This window comes from Anaerobutyricum hallii (genome assembly GCF_900209925.1).
GTDB classification, from domain to species: Bacteria; Bacillota; Clostridia; order Lachnospirales; family Lachnospiraceae; genus Anaerobutyricum; species Anaerobutyricum soehngenii.
In genome coordinates this window covers 3,500,470-3,515,670 of sequence record NZ_LT907978.1, presented here as the reverse complement: position 1 = coordinate 3,515,670, position 15,201 = coordinate 3,500,470, and the positions used below count along the sequence as shown (strand labels likewise).

At 35.7% G+C, this 15,201-nt stretch carries 14 protein-coding genes; all 14 read left to right on the top strand.

The window, feature by feature from the left end; genetic code table 11:
• The first annotated feature begins 491 nt into the window (after positions 1-491).
• The 14 genes from rpmH to EHLA_RS15920 all read left to right on the top strand — a co-directional run bounded on the left by rpmH (position 492) and on the right by EHLA_RS15920 (position 14,877).
• Positions 492-626, top strand: a complete 135-nt coding sequence (gene rpmH / locus EHLA_RS15990; protein WP_005351392.1) for a 50S ribosomal protein L34 — start codon at positions 492-494, stop codon at positions 624-626.
• Positions 627-686: 60 nt separating this feature from the next.
• Positions 687-1,040, top strand: a complete 354-nt coding sequence (gene rnpA, locus EHLA_RS15985) for a ribonuclease P protein component (protein WP_096241508.1) — start codon at positions 687-689, stop codon at positions 1,038-1,040.
• Positions 1,037-1,249 carry a membrane protein insertion efficiency factor YidD gene (yidD, locus tag EHLA_RS15980; protein ID WP_021906146.1) on the top strand — a complete coding sequence of 71 codons (213 nt, stop codon included), beginning with the start codon at positions 1,037-1,039 and terminating at the stop codon, positions 1,247-1,249. The genes rnpA and yidD overlap by 4 nt, the downstream gene beginning before the upstream one ends.
• Positions 1,250-1,264: 15 nt before the next feature.
• Positions 1,265-2,551: a YidC/Oxa1 family membrane protein insertase gene (locus EHLA_RS15975; protein ID WP_096241507.1), complete on the top strand. Its 1,287-nt coding sequence runs from the start codon at positions 1,265-1,267 to the stop codon at positions 2,549-2,551.
• Positions 2,551-3,183, top strand: a complete 633-nt coding sequence (gene jag, locus EHLA_RS15970; RefSeq protein WP_021906144.1) for an RNA-binding cell elongation regulator Jag/EloR — start codon at positions 2,551-2,553, stop codon at positions 3,181-3,183. Before EHLA_RS15975 ends, jag begins: the two co-directional genes overlap by 1 nt.
• 118 nt (positions 3,184-3,301) lie before the next feature.
• Positions 3,302-4,705 carry a tRNA uridine-5-carboxymethylaminomethyl(34) synthesis GTPase MnmE gene (gene mnmE / locus EHLA_RS15965; protein WP_242970753.1) on the top strand — a complete coding sequence of 468 codons (1,404 nt, stop codon included), beginning with the start codon at positions 3,302-3,304 and terminating at the stop codon, positions 4,703-4,705.
• A gap of 116 nt (positions 4,706-4,821) precedes the next feature.
• Entirely contained in the window at positions 4,822-6,705 is a 1,884-nt protein-coding gene (gene mnmG, locus EHLA_RS15960; RefSeq protein WP_096241506.1) for a tRNA uridine-5-carboxymethylaminomethyl(34) synthesis enzyme MnmG, read from the top strand.
• Between the two features lie 36 nt (positions 6,706-6,741).
• Complete coding sequence (rsmG, locus tag EHLA_RS15955; protein WP_096241505.1) at positions 6,742-7,458, top strand: 16S rRNA (guanine(527)-N(7))-methyltransferase RsmG; 717 nt, start codon at positions 6,742-6,744, stop codon at positions 7,456-7,458.
• A 47-nt stretch (positions 7,459-7,505) separates the two neighbouring features.
• Positions 7,506-8,282, top strand: coding sequence for a hypothetical protein (locus tag EHLA_RS15950; RefSeq protein ID WP_021906140.1), 777 nt, complete (start codon positions 7,506-7,508; stop codon positions 8,280-8,282).
• Positions 8,283-8,466: 184 nt separating this feature from the next.
• Complete coding sequence (gene argS, locus EHLA_RS15945) at positions 8,467-10,161, top strand: arginine--tRNA ligase (RefSeq protein WP_021906139.1); 1,695 nt, start codon at positions 8,467-8,469, stop codon at positions 10,159-10,161.
• Between the two features lie 1,077 nt (positions 10,162-11,238).
• On the top strand, positions 11,239-12,009 hold the full coding sequence (locus EHLA_RS15935) for a ParA family protein (RefSeq protein ID WP_096241503.1): 771 nt from the start codon (positions 11,239-11,241) through the stop codon (positions 12,007-12,009).
• Positions 12,010-12,132: 123 nt separating this feature from the next.
• Complete coding sequence (locus EHLA_RS15930; RefSeq protein ID WP_096241502.1) at positions 12,133-13,041, top strand: ParB/RepB/Spo0J family partition protein; 909 nt, start codon at positions 12,133-12,135, stop codon at positions 13,039-13,041.
• Between the two features lie 31 nt (positions 13,042-13,072).
• The gene (locus EHLA_RS15925; protein WP_022169744.1) at positions 13,073-13,609 is read left to right on the top strand and encodes a DUF4446 family protein; all 537 of its coding nucleotides are present in this window, start codon (positions 13,073-13,075) and stop codon (positions 13,607-13,609) included.
• Positions 13,610-14,001: 392 nt separating this feature from the next.
• Positions 14,002-14,877 (top strand): DUF3881 family protein, encoded by an 876-nt coding sequence (locus EHLA_RS15920; RefSeq protein ID WP_005349868.1) that lies wholly within the window; start codon positions 14,002-14,004, stop codon positions 14,875-14,877.
• Positions 14,878-15,201: the final 324 nt, after the last annotated feature.

The following is a 15,201-nucleotide window of genomic DNA, read 5'->3' as shown; positions in this document are numbered from 1 at the left end:
TGTTAACTCCATTCTGGTTTAATATGTTGAACTGTCTGAACAAAAAATAAGCAGAGTTCGAGACGGCTCGGCTTTTAGTATAAGTGTATAACAGAACCCACATTTTTTCAATATACGAATGTTGAAAAAATGTGGATAACTTATTGTGGATAACTGAGAAAAATGCTGTTTTTTTAAAGAAAAAAAAGAAAAGTAACAAAATGTGGATAACTAAAACGAAATTATGCACATCGAAAATTGCAAGAGAAAAAAAGCTTTTGACGAATTTTCGGGATGGATATTGTGAATATTTTTAAAGTTATGCACAAGTTATGCACAAAATGTGGATAACTCGTGCATAACTTCTGATTTTGATGTGCAAAAAATTAAAAATCCGGATTTAATAAGAAAATACGCAGGAATTGCTTGACTTAGAGGACATTTTTCAATATAATAGGAGTGATGTTTTTCAACAAGACAGGTATAATATTCGTTAAGGAGGTGGCTTTCGCATGAAGATGACATTTCAGCCAAAGAAAAGACAGAGATCTAAAGTTCATGGATTTAGAAAAAGAATGAGTACTGCTAACGGCAGAAAAGTATTAGCTAGAAGAAGAGCAAAAGGAAGAAATAAATTATCAGCTTAGGTCGCAGTGATGTGGCCTTTTCTTTTCTCATTTGATTGTTTGGAAAGTTGAGAAAGTTAAGTGAATGAATTTAAGTCTTTAAGAAAGAATTGGGAATTCCAGGCGGTATATCGTAACGGTAAGTCTAAGGCGAATCGTTGTTTCGTAATGATAATAAAGAAGAATGACGCATCTTCTAACCGTATAGGAATTTCTGTAAGTAAAAAAGTAGGAAACAGTATTGTCCGCCACAGAGTAACCAGAGTAATCAGAGAGGTTATGCGTCTTCACTGGAAAGAGATCAAGAGTGGCTATGACATTGTAATCGTGGCACGCCCGTCAGCGAAAGAGTCTGACTATGGGAAGTTTGAAAGTGCCATTTTTCATTTGTTGAATTTACATCATTTATTATTAGAAGACGATGATTTGGAATGAAAATTATTTTTATTAAAATAATAAGATTTTATCAGAAATATCTGTCGGCTCTTAAAGGAAGAGCGACCTGTATATATACACCGACCTGCTCGCAGTATGCGATTGAGGCGATTGAGAAGTATGGTGTATTAAAGGGGGGATTGTTAGCAGCGTGGCGGATTCTGCGTTGTAATCCTTTTTCGAAAGGCGGATATGATCCGGTTCCATAGTTAAGGAGGAAAAGTATGTTATTGACGCAGTCTACCACTCCGATTATCGGATGGATTGCTACCTTACTTGGGTATGTTATGGAATTCATTTTTTATTGTTTGAATTTCATTGGCATTCAGAACATTGGATTATGTATTATCATATTTACCATTATTGTTCGATTATTAATGCTGCCGTTAACAATTAAGCAGCAGAAGTTTGCTAAGATCAGTCAGGTAATGCAGCCTGAGATCAATAAGATTCAGAGAAAGTACCGTAATAAAACCGATCAGGCTTCTATGATGAAGCAGAATGAAGAGATTCAGAAGGTTTATGAAAAATATGGCACGAATCCAACTGGTGGATGTCTCCAGTTAGTAATTCAGATGCCTATTTTCCTGGCGTTATATCAGGTTATCCGAAAGATTCCTGCATATATTCCTCAGGTAAAAGCTGTTTACATGCAGGTTGTAACTGCAATTGCCGGACAGGCAGGTGCAATTGATACGATTAATAAGATTGGTAAGGGATTAAAGTCTTCTTACGTTACAACACTTGCATCAGATGCGACAAAGAATCAGATTATCGATACACTGAATTATTTTAATGCGGATGCATGGCATCAGCTTGCCAAAGCGATTCCATCTGCATCAGATGTAATTAACAGTTCATCTACTCATATTATTGGAATGAACGACTTCTTTGCAGGAATTAATGTTTCTCAGGTACCGGGATTTCATCCGTCTATTTATTGGCTGATTCCGATACTGGCTGCATTATTCCAGTACTTATCAGCAAAGACAATGAAACAGCCTGAGCTGGATGGGAATAATCCGGCAGCAGGAATGACAAAGAGCATGACGATCATGATGCCTCTTATGTCTTTATATTTCTGTTTAGTTACACCTGCAGGTCTTGGTCTTTACTGGGTAACAAGTGCATTATTCCAGTGCTTACAGCAGGTTATTATTAATAAATACATGGATAGTGTAGATATTAATATTCTCGTTGCTAAGAATAAAGAAAAGGCTGCAAAGAAGAAAGCAAAAGGACAGAAAACATTTATGGAGAAACTCATGGATACCTCTGCAAAGGCAGATTCTGCTAAAGAGGGAGTTGAGAATTCTTACGAAAGAAAAACAATTAAGCAGATTGCTTCCATTAATACAAAGAAGATCGCTGGTCCGGAGGGAACAGGGAAAGAAGACTTCGATAGTCTTAGTTCTGTAGATATCAGTAAGCTTGGAGATATTGGTAAAAAAGCATATATGGTATCTCAGTATGAGAAGGAACACGGAAATACCAGGGGAGGTAAGAAGTAGTGGAAGTTAGAGAATTTAAAGCTAAGACAGTAGACGAAGCGATTACAGCGGCTACACTTGAGCTTGGCATTAGCAGTGATCAGCTGGAGTATAAAGTAATAGACGAAGGAAGCAAGGGGTTCCTTGGTATCTTTAACACTAAACCGGCTGTGATTTCTGTGACAGTAAAGAAGTCTTTACTAGAAAGAACACAGGCATTTTGTGAAGAATTATTTGATGCCATGAAAGTGGAAACTACAGTAAATATTGACTTTAAAGAAGAAGATAATGTAATGAATATTGATTTATCCGGTTCTGATATGGGTATCCTTATCGGAAAGAGGGGACAGACACTTGATGCATTACAGTATTTGATCAGTCTTTATGTGAATCGTGAGAGCGATGCATATATCCGCGTTAAGCTTGATACAGAGAATTATCGCGAAAGAAGAAAAGTTACACTTGAAAAGTTAGCTAAAAAAATAGCATATACGGTAAAGAGGACGAAAAAACCTGTTGCTTTAGAGCCAATGAATCCTTATGAAAGGCGTGTGATTCATTCTGCACTTCAGAATGACAGATATGTCTGCACGAAGAGTGAAGGTGAGGAACCGTATAGAAAAGTTGTTATTATGTTAAAGAGAGACAGATAACATAAGTATGAGATTAGGGATGTTTAAAGATTCTTACGGGAATTTTTAAGCATCCTATTTTTGAATTTACAGAATGATTATTTTTGAAGCTCAGACAACACAGCAGATGGAGAGTGTTATGGGAATGATAAATGAATTTGATACGATTGCTGCGATTGCTACTGCAGTGTCGAATGCAGGAATAGGAATTATAAGAATCAGTGGAAGCGAAGCCATGACGATTCTTTCGAATATTTTTGAACCATATAACAAAAAAGTGGATGTGCATCAGTTAGAGAATCATCGCATTTATTATGGAAATATTAAGGATGGACAGGAAGTAATTGATGAATGTATCGTCCTTATTATGAAGGGACCACACAGTTATACGAAGGAAGATGTAGTTGAGATTGATTGTCATGGCGGGGTCACTGTGGTATATAAAGTGCTGAACCTTGTACTGAAGAATGGTGCGAGAGCGGCAGAACCGGGAGAATTTACAAAAAGAGCATTTCTCAATGGACGAATTGATCTATCCCAGGCAGAAGCGGTTATGGATCTGATTGATTCCAAGAATGAGATGGCAAGAAAGAATTCCATGACACAGTTAAAGGGAGGATTATCCGACCGGATAAAGCAGTTAAGAGAAGAGATTATCTATCAGGTTGCGTTTATAGAATCTGCATTAGATGATCCGGAGCATTACAGTTTAGATGGTTTCTCTGAAAAACTTTTAGAATTAGATAAACAGTGGATTAAGACTGCAAGGGGTATGTTGGATTCTTATGATAACGGAAGAATCATAGCAGAAGGAATACGAACCTGTATCATAGGGAAACCGAATGCCGGAAAGTCCTCTTTTTTGAATGCATTATTAGGAGAGGAACGAGCCATTGTTACTGATATTGCAGGAACAACAAGGGATACGTTAGAAGAGTCTGTTACGATTGATGGAATCACTCTTAATATCGTAGATACTGCTGGAATACGTGATACAGAAGATAAAGTAGAGAGTATTGGTGTTGAGAGAGCCAGAAAAGAAATGGAAAGTGCGGATTTAATTTTATTTTTGATGGATACTTCCGTACAGATCAGTGAAGAAGATATAGAAATACTTCAGCAGATACGTGATAAAAAGAAGATTATTTTACTGAATAAGTCAGATAAAGTTCAGGAAGAAGGCAGCTTTGATTCTTCTGTATTACAGGAGTATATTTCTGAAGAGACACCGGTAATCTCTATCTCTGCAAAATATGGAGATGGAATAGATAATTTCATAATAGAATTAAAAAATATGATGTTTCATGGTAGAATAGATGTGAATCAGGAAGTCTATATTACAAATGCAAGACATAAAGATGCGCTTGCAAAGACATATGAGAGTCTTGAATGTGTACAAAGAAGTATTGAGGCAGGAATGCCGGAAGATTTCTTCACGATTGATCTTATGAATGCATATGAAAAACTGGGATTGATCATTGGGGAGTCTGTAGAAGAAGATTTAGTAAATGAGATATTTTCCAAGTTCTGTACAGGAAAGTAACAGGTCATGCGCTGCATGACGTGCATCTCACTTCAAGAATGCGGAAGAAAAATGTAGAAGTATTCTTGAAGTGAAGCAGGTATTTTAGTGTAGAGAACTTATTTATGGAGGACTTAATGAAGACAGTAGAAGAATGCTATGATGTGATCGTAGTAGGAGCGGGTCATGCCGGATGCGAAGCGGCCCTTGCAGCGGCAAGACTTGGATGCGAGACGATCATTTTTACAGTTAGTATGAACAGTGTGGCGTTGATGCCCTGTAATCCGAATATCGGAGGAAGCTCCAAGGGACATCTTGTAAAAGAAATCGATGCGCTCGGCGGAGAGATGGGTAAAAATATTGATAAGACATATATCCAGTCGAAGATGTTGAATAAGTCTAAGGGACCGGCTGTTCATTCTTTAAGAGCACAGGCAGATAAAGATGCTTATTCCATGACAATGCGTTATACACTTCAGAATACAGATCACTTAACGCTACGCCAGGCAGAGGTTACGGAGCTGATCGTGGAAGATGGAAGTATTCGAGGAGTAAAAACATTTTCCGGAGCCGTTTACCATGCAAAGGCAGTTGTTCTGGCAACAGGAACCTATTTAAAAGCAAGATGTCTGTACGGCGAAGTTGTCAATTATACGGGGCCGAATGGTTTGCAGGCAGCGAACTATTTAAGCCAGTCCCTAAAAGATAATGGTGTTGAATTATACCGTTTTAAGACAGGAACTCCGGCAAGAATCGATAAGCGTTCGGTTAACTTTGATGTGATGGAAGAACAGTTTGGCGATGAAAAAATCGTGCCATTCAGTTTTACAAATAAGGAAGAAGATATTAAGAGAGAGCAGATTTCCTGTTGGTTAACGTATACGAACGAAGAAACTCATAAAATCATTCGAGATAATTTAGATCGTTCACCAATCTATGCGGGTGTTATTGAGGGAACCGGTCCGAGATATTGTCCGTCTATCGAGGATAAAGTTGTCCGTTTTGCTGATAGAAAGCGTCATCAGCTTTTCATTGAACCAGAAGGTGAATTTACAAATGAAATGTATGTTGGTGGTATGAGCAGTTCACTTCCGGAAGATGTTCAGTATGAGATGTATCGTACGGTAAAAGGTCTCGAAAACGTCAAGATCATCCGTAATGCGTATGCGATAGAGTATGACTGCATCAATCCGAATCAGTTAAAGTTATCACTGGAATTCAGAAATATTCAGGGACTTTTTAGCGGTGGACAGTTTAATGGAAGCTCAGGATATGAAGAAGCTGCCTGTCAGGGACTAATCGCCGGCATTAATGCAGCAAGAAAATGCACTGGAAAGGAACCGGTGATACTGGACCGTTCGCAGGCGTATATTGGTGTATTAATTGATGACCTTGTTACAAAGGAAAACCATGAACCATATCGTATGATGACTTCAAGAGCAGAGTATCGTCTTTTATTAAGACAGGATAATGCAGATATGCGTCTTACACCAATTGGACATGAGATTGGTCTGATCGATGATGAAAGATATGAGAAGTTCCTTTTAAAGAAAGATCAGATTGAAAAAGAAATTGAACGTTTAAAGCATGTAAATATCGGTGCGAACAAGACGGTACAGGAATTACTGGTAAGTTTGGGAAGTTCCCAGTTAAATAGTGGTTCTACATTAGAAGAACTGATAAAGCGTCCGGAACTTAATTATGAATCTTTAGCATCCATCGATCCGGAAAGAGAACCGTTAGATGATGATGTGATAGAGCAGATTAACATTAATATTAAATATGAAGGATATATTAAGAGACAGCTTCAGCAGGTAGAACAGTTTAAGAAAATGGAAAACAAACTAATTCCTGACACTATAAATTATGATGAAGTTCACAACTTGCGTAATGAAGCTGTTCAGAAGTTAAAGGCAGTACATCCACATTCTGTTGGACAGGCATCTCGAATTTCAGGAGTTTCTCCATCAGATATTTCTGTACTGATGATTTATATGGAGCAGATGAGACATAAGAAGTAGCAGCGTCTTACAGGCGGTGAGAAATAAGAGGAATATATGGAGTTTAAAGAAAAATTAAAAGCCCGGGCATTAAAGGAAGAAATCAGCCTTAGTCCAAAGCAGTTAGACCAGTTTGAACTGTTTTATAATATGTTGATCGAAACAAATAAGTCAATGAATTTAACTGCGATCACAGACGAAGATGAAGTGATTGAAAAGCATTTTATTGATAGTTTAAGCTGTAGAAGAGTCATGGATATGACCAAAGTAAAGACTTGTATTGATGTCGGAACCGGTGCAGGTTTTCCGGGAATTCCATTAAAAATTGTTTATCCGGAGATTCAGTTTGTATTAGTAGATTCTTTAAATAAGAGAGTCGGTTTTTTAAATGAAGTCAAAAAAGCACTTGGACTAGAAGGTTTAGAAGCACTTCATGGAAGAGCAGAAGATTTAGCAAGAGATAAAAGTCTGCGAGCTTCCTTTGATCTGTGTGTTTCAAGAGCAGTCGCTAATTTGAGTGTGTTAAGCGAATACTGTATTCCATTTGTCAGAACAAATGGATATTTTGTATCCTACAAAGGAAAAAAAGGATTAGATGAAATAACTAATGCACAAAACTGCATGAATGTGTTAGGATGTAAAATAGAAAATGTAGATGAATTTCATTTAGAAGAGGATGAAGCAGAACGTCTTTTAATTAAGATAAAGAAATGTAAGGGAACACCAAAGCTTTATCCAAGAAAGGCGGGAACGCCGACAAAGAATCCTCTGTAGATAATCGAGGTATTCTTGAACATGTCAGAAAGATAAGGCAGATTAGTATGGATATGAAAGAAAAGAATGATATTTTTATAGATAATACAAATTTGCAGGGAAGGATGTCCGTTTTTCACGATAAACTAAGAAAGCATCTTTCTAATGAGTATTTGTTTTTATCTGAGAAAAAAGATAATCTGGAAAATGAGATTCTTCAATTAAAAATGGAGAAAGAGCAAAAGGATAAGACATTGTTCCCTAATATTGGGAAGAAAGATGTCAGAAAGTATTTTTCTCCTTTAAATATAAGTGAAATTGATGAAGATCAGAAGGATGAAAAAGAAAAACAACTTCTTGCCAATATCAGCAGAATCAGCGAAGAAGCAGAGATGCTAGATGGAAGAATGTTAGAGATTAAAGACTTTTTACAGGATATAGAGACCATGCTAGATGACGATTCAAAAGATAGTCTTTCCGGTTTTTTATTAAAGAAAGAAAAGAATCGGATTACTGTAGAAGATTTTTATAAAAAGCATGAAACCCATCCGGAACTACTGAAAAATTTAAAAGAGTTAGTAACATTTTTTCAGGACAGATATGATGAATTAGAAATTCTTCTTGAATTCGAAGATGAAGGAATACAGCTAGAAACAAGAGTTGTAGCGAATATATTAAGACAACTGACGATCAATATTGTATCAGCCGTAGAAGACTATGATATTTCCATGATACTTATAGAAGGTAAAGTCACTGAGGAGAAAATCATCCTTACCCTGAATTGTATGTGTGAAGATGGTCCGGTAGATACATTTAAGATATCCTATGATATAGACAGGGGATAAAGTTACCTGTTGCGATCAAACATAAAAGAGCAGCCGGGAAAAATCCAATAAGAATTCTGATAGGAAAGTTTTAATACGAAAGTTCTGATACGAAAGTATTGATAAGAGAGTATTGATACGAAAGTTTCTGACAGAATCAAGTACAGTAAGATTCCTAGAATATATAAAAGAAAGGGAGTAAATAATGAAAAACAAAATTATTGATATTCTATCTGAAAATATCGAACAGATGAGCAAAGAAGATATTGCGGCAGCTTTAGAGATTCCTAAAAAGACAGATATGGGTGACTTTGCATTCCCATGTTTCCGCTTAGCTAAAGCATTTCGTAAAGCGCCAAATATGATTGCTGAGGAGCTGACCGCTCAGATTAATGAAAAAGGTTATGATATTTTTGATAAAGTTGTAAATGTAGGTGCATATATCAATTTCTTCTTAGCAAAAGAAGCATTTGCAAAAGAAATTATGAAAACTGTGGACACTGCAGATTTTGGAGCTGGAACAGAAGGTGAAGGCAAGACTGTTTGTATCGATTATTCTTCTCCAAACGTAGCAAAGAACTTCCACGTAGGACATTTAAGAACAACAATCATCGGAAACTCTCTTTATAAGATTTATTCTAAATTAGGCTATCATGTAGAAAGAATCAACCATTTAGGAGACTGGGGAACACAGTTTGGTAAGCTGATCGTTGCTTATAAAAAGTGGGGAAGCAAAGAAGCTGTAGAGAAAAACGGAATTGATGAACTGATGAAGATTTATGTAAAGTTCCATCAGGAAGCAGAAAAAGATGATTCTTTAAATGACCAGGCAAGAGAATGGTTTGTTAAGATGGAGCAGGGAGATGAAGAGGCACTTGCTATCTGGCAGTGGTTTAAAGATATCAGTTTAGTAGAATACAAACGAATTTATAAATTACTTGGAATGGACTTTGACCATTTTACAGGAGAAAGTTTCTATCGTGATAAGACTCATGAAGTAGTAGAAAAACTTCAGGAGAAAGATTTACTTGTAGAAAGTGAAGGCGCACATATTGTATCATTAGATGAGTATGACATGGCTCCATGTCTGATCATGAAGAAGGACGGAAGCAGCATCTATGCTACCCGCGATTTAGCAGCATTATTATATCGTAAGAGAACATATAACTTTGATAAGTGTATTTATGTTACTGGATTAGAGCAGAAACTTCATTTTGCACAGGTATTTAAAGTAATCGAGTTATTAGGATACGATTGGTATCAGAATCTTGTACATGTTCCATACGGATTAGTTAGTATGGAAGGTGGAAAGCTCTCCACAAGAAATGGAAATGTTATTTATGCAGAGCAGATCTTGCATGAAGCCATCGAAAAGATTCATGAAATCATTAATGAAAAGAATCCTGACTTACCAAACAAAGAAGAAGTATCCAGACAGGTTGGAATCGGTGCAATTCTTTTCAATGATTTATATAACCAGAGAATCAAAGATGTAATCTTTAACTGGGATAAGATTCTTAACTTTGACGGAGAAACTGGTCCATATGTACAGTATACGTATGCAAGATGTGCCAGCGTATTCCGTAAAGTAGGAGCGGTTGAATTACCTGCAGAAGTTGATTATTCTGTATTAACAGACGATGCAACAATGAACCTGTTAAAAGACCTTACAAGATTCCCTCAGGTTATTAAAGAAGCAGCAGAAAAGTACGAACCATTTATGATTGCAAGATTTGCTGTATCTGTGGCACAGCACTTTAATAAGTTCTATCATGACTGCCAGATTAATGTAGAAGATGAAAATGTAAAGATGGCAAGATTAAAAGTAGTAGATGTAACGATGAGAGTCATCAAATCAGCATTAGACTTATTAGGAATAGAATGTCCAGAACAAATGTAATTAACTAGTTGATTCATTAGAGAAAACAGACGAAAATAAAAATAATAGACCATAACAAATGTAAAGATATCACTGCGTAGAAAATGCCTGTTCGGCATTTTTACTTGCTCTCACATTACATTTGTTATGGTCTATTATTTTTATTTTCTGCTTGTTGGCTCCAGAAGGAATGAATGCAATAGTCTTTGGGGAGGGATAAGGGGAAGAGGTCAGAAGTCTACTACTTACTCGGAAAATATTTCTGTCATAAAATTTTATTTATCTACTCTCACATTACATTTGTTATGGTCTATTATTTTTATTTTCTGTGTTTTGGCTCCAGAAGGAATGAATGCAATACGTCTTTTGGGGAGAGAAGGGGGAGAGGTCAGGAGTCTACTACTTACTCTCTCCGTTATGCTGAACCTTTTTTCAAGTTTCACTGATGATAAGATGATACTGCAAGCTATCACTATACAAGATAAATTTATCATTATATTGTCGCGATATATCGTTTGTCTCGATGTATGTCATGCGTTACATGATGCACATCTCGTAGCAAGAATACCGAGGTATTCTTGAATTAGAGTATACAAATGAATCTAAAGGGGACTCCTCTAATTTTTTGGAAAATAACAATGCCCTCTCTCTTTACTGTTCGTTAAAGAAAGCATCTAAGCTTCTGACGATACATCTTCCGAGCAAGAAGGAACCTTTCTGACCTCTTCCCCTTATCCCTCCCAGATACTATTGCATTCATTCCTTCTGGAGCCAACACACAGAAAAAAGAAATACTACCATATCCCAGATGCGGCTTCGGAGTGTGTTTAAGATGCAGACAAGCATCTTAAACACAGCGACTACAGAGCAGATGGGATATGGTAGTATTTCTTTTTTCGTCTGTTCCCTAATGAATCAAATAGTAAAAATGTTTCACGTGAAACATAATATCTAGCGTGATATCTTATTTCATGTTATAATAATTCCGATAAGTTGCAAGATTTGAAGTTTGAAGTTTAAAATTTGAATATGGAAGAATTTGATTTTAAATTTTGCAAGTTTATAGGTTTTATATGATGAAAATATGGAGGTTTGTTTATGAGCAGAGTGATTGCTATTGCAAATCAGAAAGGTGGAGTTGGAAAAACAACAACATCCATTAATCTTTCTGCATGTCTTGCGGAGAAGGGAAAGAAAGTCCTTTTAATTGATATGGACTCTCAGGGGAATACTACAAGCGGTTTTGGTTTTGAGAAAAATGAGTTGGATAAAACAGTTTACGAAGTTTTAAGAGAAGAAGTTAGTATTGAAGAAGCGATTATTCCTGTAGAGGAATGTTTTGAAAATTTATTTTTGATTCCGGCAAATAGAAATTTGGCAGGAGCGGAGATTGAATTAGTTACCAGAGAAAATATGCAATATATTTTAAAGAAACAATTAGAACCGATTAAAGATAATTATGATTTTATAATTATAGATTGTCCGCCGGCACTTGGCATGCTTACCGTAAATGCAATGACAGCTTCAGATTCTGTTTTGGTTCCGATTCAATGTGAATTTTACGCATTAGATGGTCTTTCTCAGTTAATCTATACGATTGAATTAATTCAGGATAGCTTGAATCCAGATTTGTATATTGAGGGTGTAGTATTTACTATGTATGATGCTCGAACAAATCTGTCTTTACAGGTTGTGGAAAATGTAAAGGATAATTTAAAACAGACAATTTATAAGACGATTATTCCAAGAAATGTTAGATTAGCAGAAGCTCCTAGTTATGGTTTACCAATTAATCTTTATGATAAGCGTTCTTCTGGTACGGAAGCTTACAGAATGTTAGCTGATGAAGTAATCGAAAACGCACAGTAAAATAGAGACGAGTAATTAAAATGTGTAACGTTTCACGAATTTTATAATATTGTTTCACAAGATAGAATACACAATGTTTCACGTGAAACATTTTCAAGTTTAGATGGGAGGAGCATATATTTTATGGCGGTTAGAAAAGGTTTGGGAAGAGGATTAGACCTTCTGATTCCAAAAGATGAAAGTATGCCTAAAAAATCGACAGGAAAAAATAAAGATACACAAGAAGCAGCGGAAAATCAGATTCTTACACTCAGTATTCATGATGTGGAGCCGAATAGAAATCAGCCAAGAAAACAATTTGATGAAGATGCCATTGAAGAGTTAGCTGATTCTATAAAACAATATGGGGTTATTCAGCCGCTTATTGTACAGAAAAAAGATAAGTATTATGAAATCATTGCTGGTGAAAGAAGATGGAGAGCATGTAAGAAAGCCGGATTAAAAGAGGTTCCTGTAATCATAAAAAATTATGATGAAAAGGAAACATTAAAGATTTCATTGATTGAAAATCTTCAAAGAGAAGATTTGAATCCAATTGAGGAAGCAAAGGCATATGAACAGCTTTATAATACATATGGATTAAAACAGGATGAAATTGCTGCTAGTGTATCAAAGAGCAGAACAGCTATTACCAATATTATGAGACTGCTCAAACTGGATGAACGTGTTCAAAATATGGTAATTGAAAATCTTATCAGCAGTGGACATGGAAGAACTCTTTTATCTATTGATGATGGAGATGTGCAGTATCAATTAGCAGAAAAAATTCTTGATGAAAACTTAAGTGTTCGAGAAGCAGAAAAACTGGTTAAAACTGTAATGAATCAAAAAGAAAATAAAAAAGTAGATGAAGAGGAGTCATTGCAGGAAAAGAGTATGATTACTTTTTTTGAGAATAAAATGAAGGATATTCTTGGAAGTAAGGTTAGCATCAAAAACAAGAAAAATAATAAGGGAAAAATAGAAATTGAGTATTATTCTAAAGATGAATTGGAGCGAATTATAGATTTAATCCAAAGTATTAAAGAATGACACTGTTAACAGAAGATAATGGAGAAAAAGTATGAATAGTAGAATATTAAATTTCTTTAATGTGAAACTGGATGCATTTATTGTTTTTGTATCAGTTGTAGTTGTGATCATGTTTATAGCACTATTCTTTCTTCTTTTAGATTACTTAAAGATGAGAAAGCGATATGTGGAATTTATGACTGGAGAAAGCGGAAAGTCTTTGGAATATACAATTTATAAAAGATTCAGGGAGATTGATAAGCTAAAAGCTGGCCAGAAAGATAATGATGCTCAGATTGCTATTATTTATGATATGCTCAGAAGAAATTACAGCAAGGTCGGTATTTATAAATATGATGCATTTAATGTAGAAAATTCTCTTAGCGGAGGAAGTATCAGTTTTGCTCTTACACTGTTAAATAGTAGAGATAATGGATTTATCTTAAATGTAATACATAATAGAGCAGGATGTCATGTTTATTTAAAAGAAATTAAAGAAGCTGTATGTGAACAGGTATTAGCAGAAGAAGAAAAGATTTCTCTTGATATGGCATTAAAATATGACGAAAAAAAAGAAACAGATAAATAATATGATACCAGAATCAAGATACCTCTTGATTTCAACATCATAATATATAAACACAAAAGAAAAAGAGTTAAGATATGTTCAATTCACATATCTTAACTCTTTTAACTTGCTTTCTGAATTATATAAATATATAATGATGTCAGGGTCAAAAGGTCAAAACGCCGTTCGTGCTTGTACGATAAGGTGTTTGACTTTGGGACCCGCGGAACATGAGAAAGTAGCGATTTACGTAGTAAATCAGCGGATTTCGAATGTTTCAGAATTACGGGAGCTGCATTAGCTGCGGAGTAATTCGTGACATCAAGTTAGGGTCAAAATACCTTTTGACCCTAACATCATATAATGATGATACGGAATTATAAATATAAAAGGAGTGAGAGGGAGCGGCATATATGCGAGAATATTTAAAAGCAATTGGTTTTAGTGATTTGAACAGCAGAAAAAAGATAGACGAACTAATTAATGAAATAAAGAAGAATCCCAGTAGAAAAAACTGGTTTCAAATAGACGAAGAAGAAGCAATATTTATTTACGAAAAAGATTTTGCTGAAGCAGTAGGGATTGCAGTAATAGAAGTTATGGATAGAGATGGATATCGGGTAACAGATCATTTTTACCCATATGTCCGCGGTGCGAATTACCTGTATCATGAAGATTTAGAATTTGAACATTATACAGATAAAGAAGGGTATGCGGGCATTTGTGATGAGAATAATATTGGTATCCCACTAATATTTCATGTAAATAATCCAGTAGACTATTTAAAAATAGTTTATGGGAAGTTTCATGATAAGATAAATAGTATAACTTTATCCGGAATGTCAAAAAAGGGAATGATTATTTTACCAGTCGAAAAAGATGAATTTCAGGAACGGGAAGAACGAAAGGGAAATGAACTCCGTAATGAAATGATCGATGCTGCAAAAGCAGGAGATATTGAGGCAATGGAACAGCTGACACTAGAAGATATGGATACATATACCGCAGTCAGCAGCAGATCAAAAAAGGAAGATCTATTTACCATTGTAACATCGTATTTTATGCCTCATAGTGTAGAATGTGATAAATATTCTGTTCTTGGAAAAATCATCAATGTGATGGAAATGCAGAACAGCAGAACGAAAGAGATATTTTATTACTTATCAGTAGAGTGCAATTCCATTCAGATTGAATTCACTATAGCAAAAGAAGATTTGATGGGTGAACCTAAAGTAGGACGCAGATTTAAAGGGATTCTTTGGCTGCAGGGAGAAGTAGACTGCCTGTAGGCTTGACAAAAGAAAAAAAATAATTTAATATACTTTATGTATGTTAATGTGTCTTCGTAGCTCAGCTGGATAGAGCACTCGCCTCCTAAGGGGGGACCTGTACTGAGAACTTTTGAAAAGTACTCAGGTGTCGATGGCAATTCGGTACTGAGAATTTTGATTAGAAAAGCCAAGTGCTGCAGAGGACGCAAATAGCATTTTCGCCGAAAAAAATATCGGCTGAAAATAGAAAAAATCGGTCACCGATCCGGGTGATCAAAAAGGCTGGAAAACCTTGATTTTAAGCCAAAATCGTATGTCGGCATAGCTCAGCTGGATAGAGCA

What these genes read in the sequence shown, in the direction of transcription:
- rpmH (WP_005351392.1), top strand. Translation starts at nt 492, where the DNA reads ATGAAGATGACATTTCAGCCAAAGAAAAGACAGAGATCTAAAGTTCAT.
- rsmG (WP_096241505.1), top strand. Translation starts at nt 6,742, where the DNA reads ATGGAGTTTAAAGAAAAATTAAAAGCCCGGGCATTAAAGGAAGAAATC.
- EHLA_RS15925 (WP_022169744.1), top strand. Translation starts at nt 13,073, where the DNA reads ATGAATAGTAGAATATTAAATTTCTTTAATGTGAAACTGGATGCATTT.
- mnmG (WP_096241506.1), top strand. Translation starts at nt 4,822, where the DNA reads ATGAAGACAGTAGAAGAATGCTATGATGTGATCGTAGTAGGAGCGGGT.
- EHLA_RS15950 (WP_021906140.1), top strand. Translation starts at nt 7,506, where the DNA reads ATGGATATGAAAGAAAAGAATGATATTTTTATAGATAATACAAATTTG.
- EHLA_RS15930 (WP_096241502.1), top strand. Translation starts at nt 12,133, where the DNA reads ATGGCGGTTAGAAAAGGTTTGGGAAGAGGATTAGACCTTCTGATTCCA.
- EHLA_RS15975 (WP_096241507.1), top strand. Translation starts at nt 1,265, where the DNA reads ATGTTATTGACGCAGTCTACCACTCCGATTATCGGATGGATTGCTACC.
- EHLA_RS15935 (WP_096241503.1), top strand. Translation starts at nt 11,239, where the DNA reads ATGAGCAGAGTGATTGCTATTGCAAATCAGAAAGGTGGAGTTGGAAAA.
- yidD (WP_021906146.1), top strand. Translation starts at nt 1,037, where the DNA reads ATGAAAATTATTTTTATTAAAATAATAAGATTTTATCAGAAATATCTG.
- argS (WP_021906139.1), top strand. Translation starts at nt 8,467, where the DNA reads ATGAAAAACAAAATTATTGATATTCTATCTGAAAATATCGAACAGATG.
- mnmE (WP_242970753.1), top strand. Translation starts at nt 3,302, where the DNA reads ATGGGAATGATAAATGAATTTGATACGATTGCTGCGATTGCTACTGCA.
- EHLA_RS15920 (WP_005349868.1), top strand. Translation starts at nt 14,002, where the DNA reads ATGCGAGAATATTTAAAAGCAATTGGTTTTAGTGATTTGAACAGCAGA.